Origin of the sequence: Bacillus sp. DHT2 (genome assembly GCF_026241455.1) — a bacterium.
Classification (GTDB): Bacteria; Bacillota; Bacilli; order Bacillales; family Bacillaceae_G; genus Bacillus_A; species Bacillus_A pseudomycoides.
In genome coordinates this window covers 164,717-184,883 of the sequence record NZ_JAPHWH010000012.1, presented here as the reverse complement: position 1 = coordinate 184,883, position 20,167 = coordinate 164,717, and the positions used below count along the sequence as shown (strand labels likewise).

The window sequence follows — 20,167 nt, the reverse complement described above, 5'->3', positions numbered from 1 at the left end:
AAAATTTATTAAAATAAAAATATAACAAAAATGTAACAAAAATTAATTTTAATTCATTTTTGTTTCGGGTAAATGAAAAATATTACAAATATATTACAAAAAATGTTGATTATATTGAAACGTCGTAATATAATTCTCCTTGTGGAAATAAAAACACAAATTATTCATTATTTGGGGGATATGGAAAATGAAGAAAACTATTTTACCAGTTTTAATGTCTGCAATGTTTGTAGTTCCTGCAGTATCTCATGCTGAAAACCAAGAAGCTGTAAAACAACTTGCTCCAAAAACAGAACAGGCAATGCAGAAAACAGGTTGGGTAAAAGAGGGGAATACATGGTATTTCTATGATCAAAATGGTGTGAAGAAAACAGGGTGGTTAAAAGATAATGGTGCATGGTATTACTTGAATGCGGATGGGGCAATGAAAAGTAATAGCTGGTTAAGTGATGGAGGAAAGTGGTACTACTTTGCTGAAAGTGGAGCAATGAAAACGGGTAATATTTTTAATCAAGGTTCATGTTATTTATTAGGAGCAGACGGTGCGTTATATACGAACGAAGGCTGGGTTCAGTACGAAGGAGAATGGTATTACGTTCACCAAGGAGGAAACTTACACGAGGGCTATCTTGAATATAATGGTAAGATATACTACATGAATCCAGGCTCTGGAGATATGAAAGTAAACAATTGGATAGGTTCACATCCTGATGGTAATTATTTCTTATCTGATGGAGCAATGGCAACTGGTTGGAATTTGATTAATAATGAATGGTACTACTTCGAAGAAAGCCGGACGCATTTTAATACTCATAATGGTTGGCTAAGTTATAAAGGAAGCTGGTATTACTTTGTGGCTTCTAAGATGCAAACAGGTTGGATTGAAGATAATGGGAATTGGTACTACCTGAATGCAGATGGAACGATGAAAAGCACAGCTAATGGGTGGAACGAAGGTTGGTTAGATGAGGGAGGAAAGCGTTACGTTTTCGCTGACAGTGGTGCCATGTGGACAGGGAAAATGTGTGAAGGAGGTACTTGTTGGTACTTCAATCCAGATGGATCAATGTTTACAGGCTGGAAATTAATTGATGGTGAATGGTATTACTTTGATGATAAAACTGGAGCAAGCCACGCAGGTTGGCTAAGTTATAACGGGAAATGGTATTACTTTTATGATGGCCCGATGACAACAGGCTGGGTGCAAGAAAATGGCACATGGTATTACATGAATACAGATGGAACGATGAAAACAGGATGGCTACAAGAAAATGGCACATGGTATTATTTACAGTCTAGCGGTGCGATGGCAACAGGTAAACATTTCATTGATGGGAAATGGTATTCATTCAAAGATAACGGCGCTATGATGTAACGAAAGTTTTTTTATGAGTATGTAGGATACTAGATACATATTTTAAGAGATTTTTACAATGAAAGAAGACACTTGTTAGAGTGTCTTCTTTATCATTTTAACCGAGAAGACTCACTCCTCTAAACGAAGTGAAGGTAGGGGTAGTTGAATATTCTCTATGAATCTATAGAAGAGAAATAAAAAGGGACAGACCTTCCAAGGGAAGAGATCTGTCCGAGAGTAAATATAGTTAATGAATCAATTCCTCATTTAGCAAACACATGATTCCCAATTACTGCAACAGTTTGGCGTGTCGTAATCCATTTGTCGGTAGAGGTTTTTGGATTATAAAAATAAAGCCAATCAGAATTAATTCCTTTAGTAGAAATTGCTTCTTCTACCGCCATTCTCGCTTCGGGGGTTGCTGGTTGATCAATTCTTCCATCTGTAACTGGTGTAAAGGCATAGCCGTATTTAATAGGTTCATAAATAACATCGGTAATTGTATTTGGAAATCCTACTGCATCAACGCGATTTAATATAACTTTGGCCACTGCGACTTTCCCAGCGTAAGGCTCTCCTCCGGCTTCGGCAGTGACCAAACGAGCCATTAAGTCCAGTTCTTGTTCTGAAATACCTGTCGTAATAATTAAGTGTTGACCTGCATAAATCCGATCGCCGTTTGTATTGTTAGCTTGTCTAATTGATTGTATGGATACATTGTATCGTTTTGCGATAGCTTCTAATGTATCTCCTCGTTGAACTTGATAAACAATTTGAGCTGAATGATTTGAAGCTGCCACATCTTTTTGTTGTGTAGATTCGCTTGATGAAGGCGAGACAGGAATGGTTAATTGTTCTCCAATATAAATTCGATCATTCGTCTTATGATTCGCTTGTTTAATGGCTTGAAGTGAAACTCCATAGTGGGTGCTGAGATCCCAGAGAGTGTCATTCTTTTTAACAGTATAAACCGTTGCGGCATTAGCTGTTCCTTGATTAGATACGAGTGTAATTGTTGCAGCAGATATAGGTAGCAAATGTTTCACCTTATGTAACTTCATTCGAAAAAACCCTCCTGAAAATAGTTGAGATATACTTAGTTACGAATAAAAATTCATAAACTAGAATGTTTATTGATTATTCGTGGTTAAGTCATTTATGTACTAACAAATTGAATGAGTATCGTCATTAATTGTGTATCAACATATTAATGATCTTTATGTAACTGAATATCTTAATGATCTTATATCTTGCGTATAATTTTTATTCATTTGTTATTCATTTTATTTTGATTTTAGAATGTTAACTGTTACATTTTTATCTCGCTATTTGCGGACAGTAAGACCCTATCTCAAAATTCAGTGGAAGCAAACTAGAATATGACAAATGATATTAAATAAATTGTCAAATAAAATTAAAAATCATATTATAAATAATACTTATTTATAATTATTATTTTGACGTACTCATTATCGATTGGTATACTGGAAACGAATGTTCTTGAAAAAGATTCTCATTTCTGATATTGAGGTGAATATAGATGAATAAGAAGAAAATAGGTTTACTTGTGATGGCGTACGGAACACCAGAATCACTTGAGGATGTAGAGGCGTATTATACGCATATTCGTCATGGACGTAAACCATCTCAAGAAGCGCTTGATGATTTAGTGGGGCGTTATAAAGCGATTGGTGGTATTTCACCACTTGCGAAAATTACAAAGGAACAAGCTAGAAAATTAACAAATGAGTTAAATAAGAGTTTTTCAGAATTTGAATTTGTATGTTATTTGGGACTAAAACATATCGCTCCATTTATTGAAGATGCGGTGGAAGAGATGAAGCGGGATGGTATTGAGGAAGCAATTAGTATTGTGTTAGCACCTCATTATTCAACTTTTAGTATTAAAGCGTACAACGAGCGTGCCCAAAAGATTTCTGAGAACATAAATGGTCCTGTTATAGAGCCGATTGAGCAATGGTACGATGAACCGAAATTTATTGTGTATTGGGCAAACCGAATAAAAGAAACATTTACTAGAATTACAGACGGGGAGAAAGCTGTTGTAATTTTTTCAGCGCATAGTTTACCGGAGAAGATTATTGCAGCAGGAGACCCGTATGTGAAGCAACTACAGCATACGGCAGATTTAATTGCTGAAGCAGCAGGTATTCAAAATTATACAATTGGCTGGCAAAGTGCAGGAAATACACCAGATCCATGGATTGGACCAGATGTACAAGATGTAACGAAAGATTTATACGAAAAGCATGGTTATGAATCTTTTGTATACTGTCCTGTCGGGTTTGTGGCAGAACATTTAGAAGTGCTGTATGACAACGATTATGAATGTAAAGTTGTAACGGATGAACTAGGTGCATCCTATTTCAGACCAGCTATGCCGAATGCTCAAGACTTATTTATTGATTGTTTAGTAGAAATTGTTTCCAAAAAAGTGAATAAAATAATTGACAAAAAAATAATTTTAAATAATAATTAAATTATAATGATTTTAAATAAGTAATCATTATTATGAAATAATAGGAGGTTCCTCTTGATGAATCCAAATAATCGCTTAACAACAAACCAAGGTGCTCCGGTAGGGGATAACCAAAATTCTCGTACAGCTGGTCGCCGTGGACCGGTATTATTAGAAGATTATCATTTAGTAGAAAAACTTGCTCATTTTGATCGTGAACGTATTCCAGAACGTGTTGTTCATGCGCGTGGCGCAGGTGCTCATGGTGTTTTCGTAACGAAAAATAGCATGAAAGCATATACGAAAGCAGCGTTTTTACAAAACGAGGGAACAGAAACACCTGTATTCGTTCGTTTCTCAACGGTTATTCATGGGCAAGGTTCTCCGGAAACAGCTCGCGACCCACGTGGTTTCGCTGTAAAGTTTTATACAGAGGAAGGAAACTATGATATCGTTGGTAACCATTTACCAGTTTTCTTCATTCGTGATGCAATTAAATTCCCTGACATGGTGCACTCTTTAAAACCAGCACCAGATACAAATATTCAAACTCCAGATCGTTACTGGGACTTCATGACTTTGTCTCCAGAGTCTACACACATGATGACATGGGTATTCTCTGATTACGGTACTCCTGCAAACTATCGTCAAATGGAAGGTTTCGGTGTACATTCATTTAAATGGATTAGTGCAGAAGGTAAAATTGTTTATATTAAATATCATTGGAAACCACAGCAAGGTGTTCGTAACTTGAGTGCAAAAGAAGTAGAACAAGTACAAGGAAAAGACTTCAACCATGCAACTCGTGATTTGTTTGATGCAATCGAGCGCGGAGATTATCCAAAATGGGATCTTCACGTACAGGTAATGCAACTTGATGAAATGGATTCTTTAGACTTTGATCCATTAGATCCAACAAAAGTATGGCCAGAAGATCGCTTTCCATTAATAGAAGTCGGAACAATGACGTTAAATCGCAACCCACAAAACTTCTTTGCAGAAGTAGAGCAAGCTGCGTTTACTCCAAGTGCGACTGTACCTGGTATTGAACCGTCTGAAGATAAATTATTACAAGGACGTTTATTCTCTTATCCAGATACACAGCGATACCGTCTTGGTGCGAACTACTTACAAATCCCTGTAAACTGCCCATATGCAGCTGTTCGTAATCAACAACGTGATGGTGCAATGCAAATGAATCAACAACCATCAACAATTAACTACGAGCCAAGTCGTCATGCTGAAAATCCAGTTGAGGATCCAGCATACCGTGATTCAACTATGAAGCTTGAAGGTTATGTATCTCGTGAAAAAATCGATAAATCAAACGACTTCCAGCAAGCGGGTGAGCGTTACCGTTCATTCTCTAAAAAGGAACAAGATAACTTAATTGCCAACTTAACAAACGATTTAAAAGATGTGCATGAGCAAACGAAATTACTTGCAATCTGTAACTTCTTCCGTGCAGATCGTGATTACGGTATGCGCTTAGCAAAAGCATTAAACGTTGATATTTCAGCGTATGTAGGAAATCCTAAGAAATAATAATATTCCTGGTTCTATTTTATTCTCAAATTTTAATTGCTATATGTGTCTACTAATATAATGAATAAAAAGACGGCTGAATTTTCAGTCGTCTTTTCTTTTAAAATACTTATAAGAACTTTATTTTTTATTAGATTTTTTACTTTCTAAATTTGAATTTAAAAAGAGATAAACCTTTTTCTATTATAAAAGTTATATACTTATAAAATGCATTACTTAGCCTCTTTTTGTATTGCCACCTCGCCTAGTGATTTCTCACTATATTCATAAGCCTTCTCCCCATGCATCGAAATATCGAGCCCCATTTGCTCTTCATGCTCATGCGCGCGAACGGGAAGGAAGAAACTAATTCCTTTAATAATGGCGTACGTCATCACGATTGTAAATGCATAAGTCGCTCCAATTGCAGCTAGCTGTTTCCAAAGGAGTACGGCATTTCCATAAAATAATCCATCAGCGCCGCCGCTATTTACAGAAGTGGTTGCAAATAGTCCTGTTGCAATGCCGCCCCATGTTCCGCCGATACCGTGACATCCAAATGCATCAAGTGCATCATCATAGCCAAGTTTATGTTTTAAAAAGAAGACAGCTCCGAAGCAAAGAACGCCTCCGATCGCTCCGATTAAAAGAGCGGAGAAAGGAGTGACGAATCCGCAAGCTGGTGTAATAGCAACGAGGCCTGATACAGCGCCGCAAGCCGCTCCCATTACAGTCGGTTTTGATTGGAAGAACCACTCTGCTAAGATCCATGTTAAGGCGGAAGCTGCGGCTGCGGTATTTGTATTAATGAATGCGGTCAGTGCTACATCGTTCAGTGTAAGGGCGCTACCGACGTTAAACCCGAACCATCCAAACCATAATAAGCCTGCGCCTAAAAGTGTAAAGGGGAGATGGTGAGGAGAAGATCCGTTTACGTCTTTTCGCTTACCGAGGAAAATCGCTAATACAAGCCCAGCGACACCGGATGTGATATGGACAACGTTACCGCCAGCGAAATCTAATGCTCCGAGTTCGCGAAGCCATCCGCCAACGCCCCATACCCAATGGGCAACGGGATTATAAACGATTGTCGTCCAAATAAGGATGAAAATGAGAAAAGCAGAAAATCGCATTCTTTCAGCGAATGCTCCTGAAATGAGCGCTGGTGTTAAGATTGCAAACATAAGTTGAAACATCATAAATAAATTGTGAGGAATAGTAGCGGAGTAGTCTGCGTTTGGCGCGTAAGTTACGTTTTGTAAGCCGAACCAATCTAATGTACCAATGACGCCATTCCAATCTGGCCCGAATGATAAAGAATAACCGATAAAAATCCATTGAATGGAAACAATCGCCATCGCGCTATAGCTATGCATTGTAGTACTCAGTACATTTTTGCTACGAACCATCCCGCCGTAAAACAGTGCCAAACCTGGCGTCATAATCATAACTATTACCGTCGCTAAAAATAAAAACACAGTATCTCCCATGTTCATTCTTTTCCCCTCCTATAATGTTATAAAATATTACATTCAATGTTATGTTTCATATCATATTCAATAATAAATAAAAAATCAACATATTTTTCAGAAAATTTAAAATGTTACGTGAGAAAACCTAACATGTCGTTTGTGTAAGTGCGGTTTGTTCGGAAAATTGATATACTATTCTTACAATTAAAAAGAAGTTGGGGGATATTATGTGAAGAAGATATGGAGAAGAGGAGTGTTGATTTGTTTTTGTATGGTATTTGCTTTCTTAGCGCCTATACATACATTAGCGGAAGAAAAAAGAGAGTGGCAAGATGAAGTAGTATATTCTATTATGGTTGACCGTTTTAATAATGGAGATGCAAAAAACGATAAACAGCTTGATGTAGGGAATTTAGAAAGATACCAAGGGGGAGATATACAAGGGATTGTAAAGCGAATAGATTACATAAAAGAGATGGGATTCACTACTATTATGCTTTCGCCAATTTTTAAAGGTGAAACGTATGATGGGTATGGTATGGTTGATTTGCAAAAAGTGAATGAACATTTTGGGTCAATGCAAGATGTGAAACAACTTGTACAAGAAGCACATAAACGAGATATGAAAGTGGTGTTTCAGTTTGTTGTAGAAAAAGAGCAAGAAACGCTTATTGATTCGATAAAATGGTGGATGAAAGAAGCAAACATAGATGGAAGTTATCTTATGCATAGTAAAGAAATATCTCGTGCCTTTTTAAATACAGTAAAACAAAGTGTTCAAGGAATAAAAAAAGATTTCCTCGTTATGACTGATGAGGGAGAGGGTATACATAATGAGTACTATAAGCACATAACAGATGTCTTTACGAAAACGGATACACCTATTAAACCACTTTATGACGTTAGTTTAATCGAAAATGGTAAAGTAACAAGTAATTTTTTAGATAATCAAGACACAAAGCGGTTTGTCAGAATCGCGAAAGAGAAAGCATATTATCCGCCGGCTCGTTTAAAACTTGCGCTTACTTATTTATATACAACACCAGGGATGCCGATTGTTTACTACGGAACGGAAATTGCGCTTGATGGCGGGGGAGTGCCAGATAATCGCCGCTTAATGGATTTTAAAACAGATGAAAAGTTTTTACAGTATGTAACGAGATTGGGAGAGATTCGTCAAAAATTCCCCTCTCTTCGCCGTGGGACATTTGAGTTGTTATATGATAAGACTGGAATGAGTGTGCTAAAAAGGACGTATAAAGATGAAGTGACACTTGTTGCAATTAACAACACGAAAGAGACGCAAAAAGTTTCACTTTCGGCAAATGAGATAGGAGAAAATCGAGAATTAAAGGGATTATTGGAAGATGAAATCATTAGAGAAGAAGATGGGAATTATTATCTCGTATTGAAGCGAGAAGAAGCAAATGTATATCAAGTTAGAGAAAAAACAGGGGTTAATTGGCTTTTTATCTCTTTACTAATTGGGGTAAATGTTTTGTTTATTGCTTTTTTAATCGCGGTAAAGAAAAAGAAGAAATAATAGGAGAGGGTAGGTTTTAGACTATATACAAGCCGTAGTTATGAAAATAAAAGGAGATTATGAAGAACACCTCCAATTGTTAGACACAGTTTAACAATTGGAGGTGCTTTTTAATTTACAATCGAAGAGAAGTTAAAGGCTGTAAAACGTTATTTAAACCGTTCGGAGATCCGAAAAGACATCGCAGATTCTATTTAAGTAGCTCCTCCTGTTCTGCGGGCATGGGTTCAACAGTATCAATTTCATGGTGAAAAAGCTTTTTATGCTTTAGTATGTAAATGTAATTGCCGCCAATGAGTACCCTTTTTGTGCATTATACGGTTCTATTTGATAAATTTGTTTTTTGGCTTATTCTTTATCTCGCCTATTTACTAAACTACTACCACTTGCAAAATTGGATGGATTCTCCTGAATACAAAACTAATGTTTATTTATTTTAGTAGGTGTCTCTCATAGTTCCTAGGATAAAAAGACATACCTATAGTTTAATAACCTTTAATTTTGCAAGCGTTTTCATTTTTAAGAATCATTATAAGCTACATTTTCACGAAACATCTGTTAACATTATATAGGGCTATTAAGGTATCTTGAATATTAAGTATTAGCTACTACCTTCTATAAATTTTAATAATAAGCCTCTACTATTTGTAACTTATTTGTGTTTTACTTTCAATATGTAGAGTCCTAAAACAACAAATGATATTCCTATATATGATGTAATTGGAAATTTTCCTCCTGTTGATGGTAAGTAATATTGTTCTTGACTTACATGCTCTTTTTCTTCTGTGTACTCTTTATTTTGTATATCATCAGATTGTTTAGTGTTTTTATATGTATCATGTATTTTTGTAACTTGCAGCTCGTTTTTTATTTTTTTATTCTTTATTTCTATTTTTGCTATTTCGCCGTTCTTTACTTCCATTCTCTGTATTGTAGGGTCCAGTACATAACCCTCTGGTGCCTGAATTTCCTTTATAATATATGTACCAATAGGAAGCTGATTTAATAGTGCAACTCCATCTTTAGTTGTAGTGATTTCTTTCCTGAAATCGCCATTTTCACTTGCAACCTCAAATACCGCTCCTTTTAAAGTTTCTCTATTCTCTCCTACCTTCGTAATTTTTAGAGATCCTAATGATTCCCATTGTACTGCTATATCAGTACTACTTTTTTCACTCATTCTTGGCAATAAAGCTGTGGTATTTTGAACCTTTTGTTTGCCATCAAAAATAACTGCTTGTAAACTTTGCAATTTTGTATGTACTCTTAGTTTGAAAGTTCCATTTGTCGATTTTTTTGGAATTAAAATTTTAAATTTTTCCTTTATAGAGAATTCATTCTTTTCTTCACCTTGTTCATTTGAAATTTTCACTCCTTCTGGTGCCCCCTCCAATTGAACGGAATATACTCCAGATAAGGCATTTGATTGAACCGTATATAATTTGGTTTCAAGATAGTCCCCATTTTGCTCTACTGTCTGTTTTTCATTAGGTATTATGTTTAAGTATGTTTCCTGTACTTCAGTACCTTTAGAAGCTTTGTCTATCAGCTGTTTTACAAGATTATATACCGGTTGGTTCTCTGGTTTTGAATCAGCAATTTCGATTTTTTTAGATGCAACCCAGATAGCTAATTGAGTTGCATAGTATGCTTCCTCTTTTGTAGAAACTCCCAGTTCAGCTGGTGTTTTTTGAGGATAGCCATAAAGTAAAACACGATATACAAAATCATTTTCTTTCCCGATTTCAGGAAGTTCCTCTCCGTTTGGTGAATTCAAATCAGGTGATAAACAATATGCAACATCTTTTGATGAAGTTTTTAAGAGATCTGCCTTTATTTTTACTTCAGCACCTTTGAATTTAATGTGATTCCAGTTAATTTGAAACTTTTCTTGATGTATTATCTCAGCTGCTGCTTGTGGAATAGAAACTCCTAGCAACATAATGATTAAACTTATAATTCCAAACCATTTTGTTAATACTTTGCGTTTCATTTCATTCCCACCATTCATTAAAGTTTTAGTAATAAATATGTACATGTTAATTTTTCTTACTTCGGATATTTCGGTTTGATTATTCTGAAAATTTAAATTAAAATAATGATTATTTTAGAATCTTATAATGTCTGACAATATTTGTTGACTTATCTGAGCTATAACCTTTATTAAGATTACTATGTATTGGACTAACTTTCTTGATATAAATATTATTCTATACTATTAAAAATCTTTTCAAAAAAATGAGTTTTGAAAGGTGAAATCTAGCTGTTTGAAAATAAACACAATTAATAATTCGTTTATTAGATAAACGTTTTTGGTATTCAATCCGCTCTTTAAAATTACCTTTATTTATTTTCTGAAAATTTAGCCATATTTTATGTTTATTATATTCAGAAAATAGATGGTTTGCAATCTGTTTTCGTATGCAATATTGCATACGAAGTTATTGTATTTTTATGTTATAATTTATAATTTTATATATAAGGAATATCATGGGTAGAATAATGGATTTTATTTAGTTAGAAGGTGAAACAATTTTTTCCTGTAAAAATAGAAGTGATTAATGAGAATATTTGAAAAATAGGTATAATCCGGATAAATTTCAATTATAGACAAAAGTAGATGGTTATCGATACGTTCGGTTCTGGGGGCTGAAGTCTGTCCAAATGCAGGTCTATCTCATTGTAGCGTGCCAAAATATGAAAAAATAGCGCTTCATCTGACCAAAAAGGGTTAGGTAAAGCGCTATTTTACATATGTTTATCATTTTTTATTGTTTTTCTATTAACGATAGTTAATGAATTGTACGTCGATTGGTAAATCAGCGCTACGAACCGCTGCGATTACTGCTTGTAAGTCATCGCGGCTTTTTGCTGTTACGCGTACTTGATCATCTTGTACTTGTGTTTTCACTTTTAATTTTAACTCTTTAATAATGTTATTAATTTTCTTCGCGTTATCTTTATCGATACCTTGTTGCAGTGTTGCACGTTGACGTACTGTGTTACCAGTAGCGCTTTCTACTTTTCCGTAGTCTAAGTTTTTAATTGGTACTTCGCGTTTAACTAGTTTTGAAATAAGAACATCTTTTACTTGATCTAATTTAAATTCATCATCAGAAGTTAAAACGATTACTTCTTTTTCCAATTTAATATCACTTTTGCTTCCTTTAAAGTCATATCGATTTTGAATTTCTTTTAATGCGATGTTAATAGCATTTGTTACTTCTGGTAATTCTACTTTTGAAACGATGTCAAAAGAACTATCTTTTGCCATAGTAAGCACCTCCAAATTAAATTCCATCTCTTATTATAGTGAATTTTTGCGAGTTGGACAAATAAAGGAAAATTCGTGTTATAATGAAGCTTTCTTTGGAATGATAAAAATATACTTTATATATAGAAGGGAATTAAAATATATGTATTTGCAGCCAGGATCGATTGAACAGGTAACTGTTTTACGAGAAACGGAAATTGGATATATGGTTGGATTTGACGATGAGGATGGTTATGAAGAAGTATTTTTACATAAAAATGAAGTAGCGGGAGAAATTGAGGAAGGCGATACGATTGATGTATTTCTATATCTTGATCATCAAGAGCGAATTTCTGCGACAATGAAGACGCCGCTTATTACGATAAGTGATTGGAATTGGGTAAAAGTTGTAGAAGTAAAACCTGATTTAGGTGTGTTCGTTGATATCGGTGTTTCTAAGGATATCTTAATCCCAGCTGATGAGTTTCCAATTTATACACCAGTTTGGCCAGAAGAAGGCGATGAGTTATATTGTACATTAAAATTAACAAATCGCGGCCGTCTTATTGCTCTTCCGGCAAGAGATTCAGATATGCAGGAAATTATTGTAGAGGCAACGCCATCTATGCGTAATAAAAATGTGAACGGACGTGTATATCGCTCACTTCAAGTTGGTTCGTTTGTATTAACGGATGAACATTTCCGTGCCTTTTTACACCACACAGAAAGAAAAGAACAAGTTCGTATTGGTGAGCGTGTAACGGGCCGTATTATTGATGTGAAAGATGATGGTACGATTAATATTTCACTTCTTCCGCGTAAAGAAGAGGGAATGGAAGATGATGCTGCGGTGGTTTATGAGTACATGGAGAGCCGCGGAGGAGCAATGCCGTTTTGGGATAAAAGCCATCCAGAAGACATTAAAGAACGTTTTAATATGAGTAAAGCAGCGTTTAAACGTGCGCTTGGTAAGTTGATGAAAGAAGAAAAGGTTTATCAAGAAGAAGGTTGGACGTACTTCAAGAAATAAAAAAATCCGAACAGGCTCATGCCTGTTCGGATTTTCAGAGTGTTGGGAAACAGGAGTCAGCAGGCTCCTATTTTTTGTCGTTATGTGTCGGAACGTCGATATATTCGAATTTGCTCCGGTAAAGTGAAACTTTAATCAGTGGGGTTTTCTTCATCTCCCACTGATTATTAGCTCTCGCCAATCGGGCTTTTACGAGCAGTTGATTCCTCACTTATCTTTCTCGTTTTTCTCTGAATCTTGAGGTGGGAGTCTTACTGCCCGTTAATGCGGGGTGAAATTTCATTTACTATTTTTCTACTAGCCCACTCTGTTGCTAGATTTTTTATTGTTGTCCGGAAAGACGAGAGAATGTATCTTTCAAATCACTATCTTTTACTTTAATATCAGCTTTCTTGAATTCGTCTAACAATATTTTTTGACCGGTAGTTTGATCTGCTAACAACTTTTCTTCCAGATTTTTACGAATGGAATCTTTTACTTCATCATATGGTTTTAATTCTTTTTTATCGGTAAGTTTAATAATGTGATAGCCTTGTGATGACTTGATAGGTTTGCTAATTTCACCGACATTTAATTTGTAAGCCGCTTCTTCAAATTCAGGTACCATTTTACCTGGACCGAAGTATCCAAGGTCTCCGCCATTTTCCTTTGAACCTGGGTCCTGTGACTGTTGTTTTGCTAACTCTTCGAATGAAGCACCTTCATCCAGTTGTTTCTTAATATCATTTGCCGTTTTTTCATCGTTTACTAAAATGTGGCTGGCTTTAATTTCAGGTTTATAGTTTGCTTTTACATCTTTATCTGTAATGCTTTTCTTAATGGCTTCGTTCATTGCTAATTTGAACCTAATTTGATTTTTAAAGTCATCTTCATCTTTTAGGCGGTTACTTTCTAATACCGTTTTGAATTGATCACCAAATTGATCTTTTGCTTTTTTGAATTCTTTATCGACTTCATCATCAGATACTTTATATTTTTTTGTCATGATATCTTGTGCCATCATTTCATATAGCATATCTTTTCCGTACCGTTCTTTTAACTGCTTGTCAAAATCACCTTTTGTAATGGTTGAAACTTTTGATGTTGCAATCGCCTCTGAGTTATCTTTTGGACCACAAGCAGACAGCATTAACGTTCCGAGCGCAGCTGTTGCTATCCATAATTGTTTTCTTTTCATCCTAACACCTCATCTAATTATGCTGTTATTATTGTAAAATAGAGAAGTGAACAAGAAGTGAATTTGAGATGTTTTTTGTGAAATAAAAAAGTACATCAACAATTATGTTGATGTACGAAATAATTAAAGATGATCTGTTTTTTTAGAGTATGCACGTTTTCCTTGCTGAATATTTTTTTGTTCTTGTTCATTTTTTTGTGTGCGCTTTGCATTATTATCGCGTGCTTTTTTGTCATTATCGCTTGTATGCGGCATACATATCAACTCCATTTCTAAACAGTTGTACGTTTATCATTTCCGTTTTCGTAAAGACTATGTATACGAGTAGTGGTGAACCTATTATGTATAAAGGTGGATGGGGTATGGACTTAAAATTAAATTATGCCGAATTAACGAAAAAACTAATTGTTGTTATCATCGCAGGTTTATTAAATGCAATTGGAATGAACTTGTTCTTAACGCCAGCAAAAGTATATGCGAGCGGTTTCGCGGGATTATCTCAATTGCTTTCGCAAGTGTTAGGTGATTTTGCATCGATTCACATATCGACGGGAGTACTTTTTGCTTTATTTAATATTCCGGTTGTTATTTTAGCATGGAAAAAGGTCGGAAAAGCGTTTACGTTATTTAGTTTTTTATGTGTTGTATTTATGACACTGTTTTTAGAAATTATACCAGTGAAGGCTGTTTCAAATGATATTATATTGAATGCTATTTTTGGTGGTCTCATTTCAGCGATAGGGGTAGGAATTGCCTTAAAATGGGGAGCTTCCACAGGTGGTTTAGATATCATTGCAATGATTTTGTCAAAAATAAAAGATAAGCCTGTCGGAACATATTTCTTTTTCTTTAATGCAATCATTATTATTGCAGCTGGCTATTTGTACGGATGGGAAAAAGCGTTATACACGTTAGTGACACTATATGTATCATCGAGGATTATTGATGCAATTCATACTCGTCATGTGAAAATTACAGCATTTATCGTTACGAAAAATGGTAAAGATGTACGAAAAGCGATTCAAGCACGTTTAGTACGCGGTATTACAACTATACCAGCGACAGGGGCATATACAAATGAAAATAAAGAAATGCTAATGATTGTGATTACCCGTTACGAGCTATATGAACTAGAGAGAATTATTAGACAGGTAGATCCTGGCGCATTTACAAATGTTATTCAAACAGTCGGTATATTTGGGTTGTTTCGGAAAGATTAAAGAGGACCGGGAATCGGTCCTCTTGTTTTAATGTGTGTTAGTAATGTTTTGCAGTTGCTGTTGCATCTCGCGCAGTTGTACCTTTTCAGCAGTTGAAGAATTAGCATAAGCGGATTGCAAAGCATTTTTGGCTCTATAAACGAGTTCCCGCTGTTCTGTGCCGCTTGAACAAGAAACGGCGCCTGCAACAGCATCTCGTGCTTGCTGAAATAATAAGTTACCCATTTAAACCCCTCCGAGAGAAGAGTTGTTTCGTTCTTTTTCTGCATCAGCTAATGTACCGCGGTACGGGAATCTTTCAGCATGCTTCATAACAGCATCGGCCCCTTGTTGGGTGAAACGTTTTGATTTGTTCTTTTTACCCATTCGTAATTCCCCCTTTTTTAGCAGAAAACAACTGACACATCGCTGTGTCTAGTTATAGTATGAGCGTTTTGAGCCAAACTATAAGTAGGGAATTTTTAGATTACAATCCAAGAACCTCTTCTAAATAAAGAGCAATTCCATCTTCTTCGTTTGTTAATGTCGTATGATTCGCTAATGTTTTTAATTCAGGAATGGCATTACCCATGGCGATGCCGTGACCTGCAAACTCAATCATCTCAAAATCATTGTCTTCGTCACCGAACGCAATAATTCGTTCTTGTGGAATGTTATAATAGCTAGAAACTTTTTGAAGTCCAATCGCTTTATTGAGGCCGCTTTTCACAATTTCAATAATCGGCCAAGGAGCACCCCATTTTCGATGATCAATCACTTCTGCATGCATATCTGTTAAATGCTTACGAATAGCTATTGATTGCTCATCCAGTGCATCGATTAATAAGCATGTTGGATGATCTTGCAAAATGTTTAGTAAGTCTCCTGTAAAAATATTTGGAGAGCCAAATTCAAAGATATGCTTTTTATCCTCATCAATTTCGCGAACATATACATCGTCAATTACTTCGGCATAAATGTTTTTAACGCCAAAATCAAAGCAAGCGCGAACGATTTCTTGTGCAGTAGAAAGCTCAAGGGGGGAATGGTGCGTTCCCCAATTTGTATCAAGTGGGTGATGAACATAAGCGCCGTTAAAGTTAACGATAGGTGTATTCAAACCAAGTTCTTTATAATAAGCGTGACTAGCGCGAAATGGACGTCCTGTTGAAATGACAACAACATGTCCTTGTTCTTTTGCTTTTTCAATTGTTTGCTTTGTTCGTGCGGAAATAATTTTATTGTCTGTAAGTAAAGTGCCATCTAAATCTAATGCGATTAAATGTTGTTTTTTCATGTTTTCACCTCTTATGAAAAATTTTTTGTTTCTATCTGTATTTCCGTTTTAAGATGCAGAAATAAGAGGTTGGAAAGTGTATAGATAAAGTGGAACTTCCATCAGCGGGGGGGCTCCATCCCCGTTAATGCGGGAGAAACAACCATGAATGGAAGTTTCATTATATATTCATCTTACGTCGCGAAACATGTTAGTGTCCACTATTTCCTACCCAAAATCAGAAAAGTCAATGATTTTTTTGAAAGTTCAAATAATGTTTCTTTCATTTTGTACAATTTGTGAAAAGGGTTACATTACGGGCGCAGCAAGACATATAATGAACATGTAATCTTCTCGTATATGTTTGACTCTCCTTTGGAACTGGCCTAGAATAGGTCGGTTTCTTTTTTTTCAACAAGTGATGCTTTTTCTCCTGCTTTATCATGTAAAGTCATACATATGAACAGTAATAAAAAATATGACTCGTTTCCTAAACATAACAGAAAGGCTTTTTCAAAAATGGATATACTAACGGTGTAAAGATGTCATGGAAGGAGAATGAAAATGGGACAAAATCATAGGTTTCGTTCTGGACAGAAAGCACCAAATGATGGGATTTATGTAGAAATTGGTGAAACAGGAAGTATGGTTAAAGATCCACAACTGGTAAAATTAACTGCTGGTCAAAGGTTTCCTGAGAATTCGAATCAGAACCGCCAGTGGACATATAAAAGAAAGCCGTAAGAGAAGCCGCAATTTATATTGCGGCTTTTGTGATTGAAGAGCAGAGGTATACATACTTTTTTGGGGGAAACAAAGTTCAAATTTCATAATCAAATTCATTGTATAAAAAAGACAATTGGCGTATAATTAAATTAAAGGTCAAATAAAGTCAAAAAATCAAAAAAGGTCAAACATCAAGAGGATTCCAATGTTTGGAGGTTTGTGAAGATGGACTTAAATCAAATGACGACGAAAACACAAGAAGCAATTATGAGTGCTCAATCTTTAGCGGTATCTCATCATCATCAAGAAGTTGATACTGTTCATCTATTACTTGCATTATTACAGCAGCAAGATGGATTAGCAGTGCGTATTTTTCAAAAAATGAATGTCAATATAGAACAATTAACGAAAGAAGTAGAAAGATTGCTTCAAAAGAAACCATCTGTTACAGGAAGTGGTGTAGAAGCTGGCAAAGTGTATGTGACAAATGCTTTAGGGCAATTACTCGTTAAAGCAGAGGCAGAGGCAAAAAAACTGCAAGATGAATATATTTCAGTGGAACATGTATTGCTCGCATTTTGTGAGGAAAAAGGTGATATGAATCACTTGTTCACAGCATTTCACATTACGAAGGATACATTATTACAGTCTTTAATGGAAGTTCGGGGGAATCAGAGAGTGACTAGTCAAAATCCAGAAGTAACATATGAAGCGTTAGAAAAGTATGGCCGTGATTTAGTGGCAGAAGTAAGACAAGGGAAAATTGATCCTGTCATTGGTCGTGATAGCGAAATTCGCCGGGTTATCCGCATTCTTTCTCGTAAAACAAAAAACAACCCTGTTTTAATTGGTGAACCAGGCGTTGGGAAAACAGCAATTGTTGAAGGATTGGCACAACGAATTGTACGAAAAGATGTACCAGAAGGATTAAAAGATAGAACAATCTTTGCATTAGATATGAGCGCGCTTGTTGCGGGTGCAAAGTTCCGTGGTGAGTTTGAAGAACGTTTGCAAGCTGTGTTAAATGAAATCAAAAAAAGTGAAGGGCGTATTCTTTTATTCATTGATGAGCTCCATACAATTGTTGGTGCTGGTAAAACAGAAGGGGCGATGGATGCAGGGAATATGTTAAAACCAATGCTTGCGCGCGGTGAACTTCATTGTATTGGAGCGACTACTTTAGATGAGTATCGAAAATATATTGAGAAAGATCCAGCGCTAGAACGTCGTTTTCAACAAGTGTTAGCAGAAGAGCCAACGGTAGAAGATACAATTTCTATTTTACGTGGTTTAAAAGAGCGCTTTGAAATTTATCATGGTGTAAATATTCATGACCGTGCGATTGTAGCGGCATCTGTATTGTCTGATCGATATATATCTGATCGCTTTTTACCAGATAAAGCGATTGACCTTGTTGATGAAGCGTGCGCAACAATTCGAACAGAAATTGATTCTATGCCAACAGAATTGGATGAAGTAACGCGCCGCATTATGCAGCTGGAAATTGAAGAAGCTGCTTTAGGAAAAGAAACGGATCGTGGTAGTCAAGAGCGACTAAAAACATTGCAACGTGAACTATCTGATTTAAAAGAAGTTGCAAATGGAATGCGAGCGCAATGGCAAAAAGAAAAAGAAGAAATCCATAAAGTTCGTGACTTAAGGGAACACCTTGAACGTTTACGTCGTGAATTAGAAGAAGCAGAAGGGAATTACGACTTAAATAAAGCAGCAGAGCTTCGTCATGGTAAAATTCCAGCAGTGGAAAAAGAATTAAGAGAAGCGGAAGAAACGGGAGCGCATAACGAACAAGAGAACCGTTTGCTTCGTGAAGAAGTAAGTGAAGAAGAAATTGCAAATATCGTTTCACGTTGGACTGGCATACCAGTTGCAAAACTTGTAGAAGGTGAACGTGAAAAACTGCTACGTTTAGAGCAAATTTTATCAGAACGTGTTATTGGACAAGAGGAAGCAGTTAGTCTTGTGGCGGATGCAGTTCTTCGTGCTCGCGCTGGTATTAAAGATCCAAATCGTCCAATCGGTTCATTCATTTTCTTAGGACCAACAGGCGTTGGGAAAACAGAACTTGCGAAAACATTAGCACAATCTTTATTTGATAGTGAAGAGCAAATCATTCGCATTGATATGTCCGAGTATATGGAGAAACATGCTGTGTCTCGCTTGATTGGAGCTCCTCCTGGATATGTAGGATATGAGGAAGGTGGACAATTAACAGAAGCCGTACGCCGTAAACCATATTCCGTTATTTTATTAGATGAAATTGAAAAAGCACATCCAGAAGTATTCAACATTTTATTACAAATGTTAGATGATGGGCGTATTACGGATTCACAAGGACGAACAGTGGATTTCAAAAATACAGTGATTATTATGACATCAAATATTGGTTCAGGGCATTTATTAGAAGGGTTACAAGAAGATGGTACAATTAAAGAGGAAGCAAGAGATCTTGTTATGGGGCAGCTTAGAGGACATTTTCGCCCAGAGTTTTTAAATCGTGTGGATGAAATTATTTTATTTAAACCACTTACAACAAATGAGATCAAAGGAATCGTTGATAAAATTGTAAAAGAGTTACAAGGGCGTTTAATAGATCGTCATATTACAGTGGAATTAACAGAAGTAGCAAAAGAGTTTGTTGTGGAATCTGGGTTCGATCCGATGTATGGAGCGCGTCCATTAAAACGATATGTACAGCGTCAAGTTGAAACAAAGTTAGCACGTGAATTGATTGCGGGAACAATTACTGATAATAGTCATGTAGTTGTTGATGTGGAAAATAACGAACTAGTTGTTCATGTCCAATAAAAAAAGAGTCCGGAGGTTGAATCCGGGCTCTTTCTTTATTAGTGTTGTTCTACTGGTTCGTTTGGAATTGCTGCTGCAATTGCCATTACAAGCACAGCAAGAACAATTGAGAATTTAGACGCTAGCGCGAAATCGTATACACCGCCAGTCATAGAGCTAATTACGTAGCTCATCATATGTACAAGCATAAACGACCAAATAAAGGCCCAAATTACACGCATCTTTTCACACCCCTATTCGTTCAATCTGTCCTTATTGTAACACAATTGAAAAAAGAATATAGAAAAAATATTTGTAGATTTTTC

18 protein-coding genes are annotated in these 20,167 nt (G+C 35.9%); 8 read left to right on the top strand and 10 right to left on the bottom strand.

The genetic code is table 11. The annotated features are described in order from the left end of the window. Positions 1 to 187: 187 nt before the first annotated feature. Entirely contained in the window at positions 188 to 1,375 is a 1,188-nt protein-coding gene (locus tag ORL93_RS23920; RefSeq protein WP_265959617.1) for a glucan-binding protein, read from the top strand. Between the two features lie 245 nt (positions 1,376 to 1,620). Here the strand turns inward: ORL93_RS23920 and ORL93_RS23915 are convergent, their stop codons facing one another. After that, complete coding sequence (locus ORL93_RS23915) at positions 1,621 to 2,418, bottom strand: LysM peptidoglycan-binding domain-containing protein (protein WP_097794826.1); 798 nt, start codon at positions 2,416 to 2,418, stop codon at positions 1,621 to 1,623. A 479-nt stretch (positions 2,419 to 2,897) separates the two neighbouring features. Between ORL93_RS23915 and hemH the strand changes: the two genes are divergently transcribed. Together hemH and ORL93_RS23905 are read left to right on the top strand one after the other, a co-directional pair. Further along, positions 2,898 to 3,857, top strand: coding sequence for a ferrochelatase (gene hemH / locus ORL93_RS23910; protein ID WP_097794825.1), 960 nt, complete (start codon positions 2,898 to 2,900; stop codon positions 3,855 to 3,857). Between the two features lie 57 nt (positions 3,858 to 3,914). Continuing rightward, positions 3,915 to 5,381, top strand: coding sequence for a catalase (locus ORL93_RS23905; RefSeq protein ID WP_097794824.1), 1,467 nt, complete (start codon positions 3,915 to 3,917; stop codon positions 5,379 to 5,381). A 212-nt stretch (positions 5,382 to 5,593) separates the two neighbouring features. Here ORL93_RS23905 and ORL93_RS23900 read toward each other — a convergent pair whose 3' ends face one another. Next, entirely contained in the window at positions 5,594 to 6,856 is a 1,263-nt protein-coding gene (locus ORL93_RS23900) for an ammonium transporter (protein WP_265959616.1), read from the bottom strand. Positions 6,857 to 7,103: 247 nt separating this feature from the next. On the opposite strand from ORL93_RS23900, the gene ORL93_RS23895 reads away from it, so the two are divergent. Next, a complete protein-coding gene (locus tag ORL93_RS23895; protein WP_097794822.1) occupies positions 7,104 to 8,375 on the top strand; it encodes an alpha-amylase family glycosyl hydrolase in 1,272 nt (423 codons plus the stop codon). A gap of 652 nt (positions 8,376 to 9,027) precedes the next feature. Here ORL93_RS23895 and ORL93_RS23890 read toward each other — a convergent pair. Both ORL93_RS23890 and ORL93_RS23885 read right to left on the bottom strand, forming a co-directional pair. Further along, positions 9,028 to 10,368, bottom strand: coding sequence for a SpaA isopeptide-forming pilin-related protein (locus tag ORL93_RS23890; protein WP_097794821.1), 1,341 nt, complete (start codon positions 10,366 to 10,368; stop codon positions 9,028 to 9,030). A 789-nt stretch (positions 10,369 to 11,157) separates the two neighbouring features. After that, on the bottom strand, positions 11,158 to 11,649 hold the full coding sequence (locus tag ORL93_RS23885; protein WP_003195889.1) for a YajQ family cyclic di-GMP-binding protein: 492 nt from the start codon (positions 11,647 to 11,649) through the stop codon (positions 11,158 to 11,160). A 142-nt stretch (positions 11,650 to 11,791) separates the two neighbouring features. Between ORL93_RS23885 and ORL93_RS23880 the strand changes: the two genes are divergently transcribed. Further along, the gene (locus ORL93_RS23880) at positions 11,792 to 12,658 is read left to right on the top strand and encodes a CvfB family protein (protein WP_006093927.1); all 867 of its coding nucleotides are present in this window, start codon (positions 11,792 to 11,794) and stop codon (positions 12,656 to 12,658) included. Between the two features lie 322 nt (positions 12,659 to 12,980). Here the strand turns inward: ORL93_RS23880 and prsA are convergent, their stop codons facing one another. Further along, positions 12,981 to 13,835: a peptidylprolyl isomerase PrsA gene (gene prsA, locus ORL93_RS23875; protein WP_003195894.1), complete on the bottom strand. Its 855-nt coding sequence runs from the start codon at positions 13,833 to 13,835 to the stop codon at positions 12,981 to 12,983. Between the two features lie 123 nt (positions 13,836 to 13,958). After that, positions 13,959 to 14,090: a DUF3941 domain-containing protein gene (locus ORL93_RS23870; RefSeq protein ID WP_001120851.1), complete on the bottom strand. Its 132-nt coding sequence runs from the start codon at positions 14,088 to 14,090 to the stop codon at positions 13,959 to 13,961. Positions 14,091 to 14,197: 107 nt separating this feature from the next. Here ORL93_RS23870 and ORL93_RS23865 point away from each other — a divergent pair, with 107 nt between their 5' ends. Then, a complete protein-coding gene (locus ORL93_RS23865; RefSeq protein ID WP_033798724.1) occupies positions 14,198 to 15,055 on the top strand; it encodes a YitT family protein in 858 nt (285 codons plus the stop codon). 27 nt (positions 15,056 to 15,082) lie between these two features. On the opposite strand, the gene ORL93_RS23860 is transcribed toward ORL93_RS23865, so the two are convergent. The 3 genes from ORL93_RS23860 to ORL93_RS23850 form a co-directional block, all read right to left on the bottom strand. Further along, positions 15,083 to 15,280 carry a DUF3813 domain-containing protein gene (locus tag ORL93_RS23860; RefSeq protein ID WP_003195898.1) on the bottom strand — a complete coding sequence of 66 codons (198 nt, stop codon included), beginning with the start codon at positions 15,278 to 15,280 and terminating at the stop codon, positions 15,083 to 15,085. Continuing rightward, positions 15,281 to 15,421 (bottom strand): hypothetical protein, encoded by a 141-nt coding sequence (locus tag ORL93_RS23855; RefSeq protein ID WP_003195901.1) that lies wholly within the window; start codon positions 15,419 to 15,421, stop codon positions 15,281 to 15,283. Between the two features lie 100 nt (positions 15,422 to 15,521). Continuing rightward, positions 15,522 to 16,331 (bottom strand): Cof-type HAD-IIB family hydrolase, encoded by an 810-nt coding sequence (locus ORL93_RS23850; RefSeq protein ID WP_265959615.1) that lies wholly within the window; start codon positions 16,329 to 16,331, stop codon positions 15,522 to 15,524. Positions 16,332 to 16,874: 543 nt separating this feature from the next. Here ORL93_RS23850 and ORL93_RS23845 point away from each other — a divergent pair. Further along, positions 16,875 to 17,054: a YjzC family protein gene (locus ORL93_RS23845; RefSeq protein ID WP_018763997.1), complete on the top strand. Its 180-nt coding sequence runs from the start codon at positions 16,875 to 16,877 to the stop codon at positions 17,052 to 17,054. 207 nt (positions 17,055 to 17,261) lie between these two features. Further along, positions 17,262 to 19,862, top strand: coding sequence for an ATP-dependent chaperone ClpB (clpB, locus tag ORL93_RS23840; protein WP_006093925.1), 2,601 nt, complete (start codon positions 17,262 to 17,264; stop codon positions 19,860 to 19,862). A gap of 38 nt (positions 19,863 to 19,900) precedes the next feature. Here the strand turns inward: clpB and ORL93_RS23835 are convergent, their stop codons facing one another. After that, positions 19,901 to 20,083 (bottom strand): YjzD family protein, encoded by a 183-nt coding sequence (locus ORL93_RS23835; protein WP_016113766.1) that lies wholly within the window; start codon positions 20,081 to 20,083, stop codon positions 19,901 to 19,903. Positions 20,084 to 20,167 lie beyond the last annotated feature (84 nt).

Coding starts and splice junctions, on each gene's coding strand:
- ORL93_RS23920 (WP_265959617.1), top strand. CDS start 188: ATGAAGAAAACTATTTTACCAGTTTTAATGTCTGCAATGTTTGTAGTT.
- ORL93_RS23915 (WP_097794826.1), bottom strand. CDS start 2,418: ATGAAGTTACATAAGGTGAAACATTTGCTACCTATATCTGCTGCAACA.
- hemH (WP_097794825.1), top strand. CDS start 2,898: ATGAATAAGAAGAAAATAGGTTTACTTGTGATGGCGTACGGAACACCA.
- ORL93_RS23905 (WP_097794824.1), top strand. CDS start 3,915: ATGAATCCAAATAATCGCTTAACAACAAACCAAGGTGCTCCGGTAGGG.
- ORL93_RS23900 (WP_265959616.1), bottom strand. CDS start 6,856: ATGAACATGGGAGATACTGTGTTTTTATTTTTAGCGACGGTAATAGTT.
- ORL93_RS23895 (WP_097794822.1), top strand. CDS start 7,104: ATGGTATTTGCTTTCTTAGCGCCTATACATACATTAGCGGAAGAAAAA.
- ORL93_RS23890 (WP_097794821.1), bottom strand. CDS start 10,368: ATGAAACGCAAAGTATTAACAAAATGGTTTGGAATTATAAGTTTAATC.
- ORL93_RS23885 (WP_003195889.1), bottom strand. CDS start 11,649: ATGGCAAAAGATAGTTCTTTTGACATCGTTTCAAAAGTAGAATTACCA.
- ORL93_RS23880 (WP_006093927.1), top strand. CDS start 11,792: ATGTATTTGCAGCCAGGATCGATTGAACAGGTAACTGTTTTACGAGAA.
- prsA (WP_003195894.1), bottom strand. CDS start 13,835: ATGAAAAGAAAACAATTATGGATAGCAACAGCTGCGCTCGGAACGTTA.
- ORL93_RS23870 (WP_001120851.1), bottom strand. CDS start 14,090: ATGCCGCATACAAGCGATAATGACAAAAAAGCACGCGATAATAATGCA.
- ORL93_RS23865 (WP_033798724.1), top strand. CDS start 14,198: ATGGACTTAAAATTAAATTATGCCGAATTAACGAAAAAACTAATTGTT.
- ORL93_RS23860 (WP_003195898.1), bottom strand. CDS start 15,280: ATGGGTAACTTATTATTTCAGCAAGCACGAGATGCTGTTGCAGGCGCC.
- ORL93_RS23855 (WP_003195901.1), bottom strand. CDS start 15,421: ATGGGTAAAAAGAACAAATCAAAACGTTTCACCCAACAAGGGGCCGAT.
- ORL93_RS23850 (WP_265959615.1), bottom strand. CDS start 16,331: ATGAAAAAACAACATTTAATCGCATTAGATTTAGATGGCACTTTACTT.
- ORL93_RS23845 (WP_018763997.1), top strand. CDS start 16,875: ATGGGACAAAATCATAGGTTTCGTTCTGGACAGAAAGCACCAAATGAT.
- clpB (WP_006093925.1), top strand. CDS start 17,262: ATGGACTTAAATCAAATGACGACGAAAACACAAGAAGCAATTATGAGT.
- ORL93_RS23835 (WP_016113766.1), bottom strand. CDS start 20,083: ATGCGTGTAATTTGGGCCTTTATTTGGTCGTTTATGCTTGTACATATG.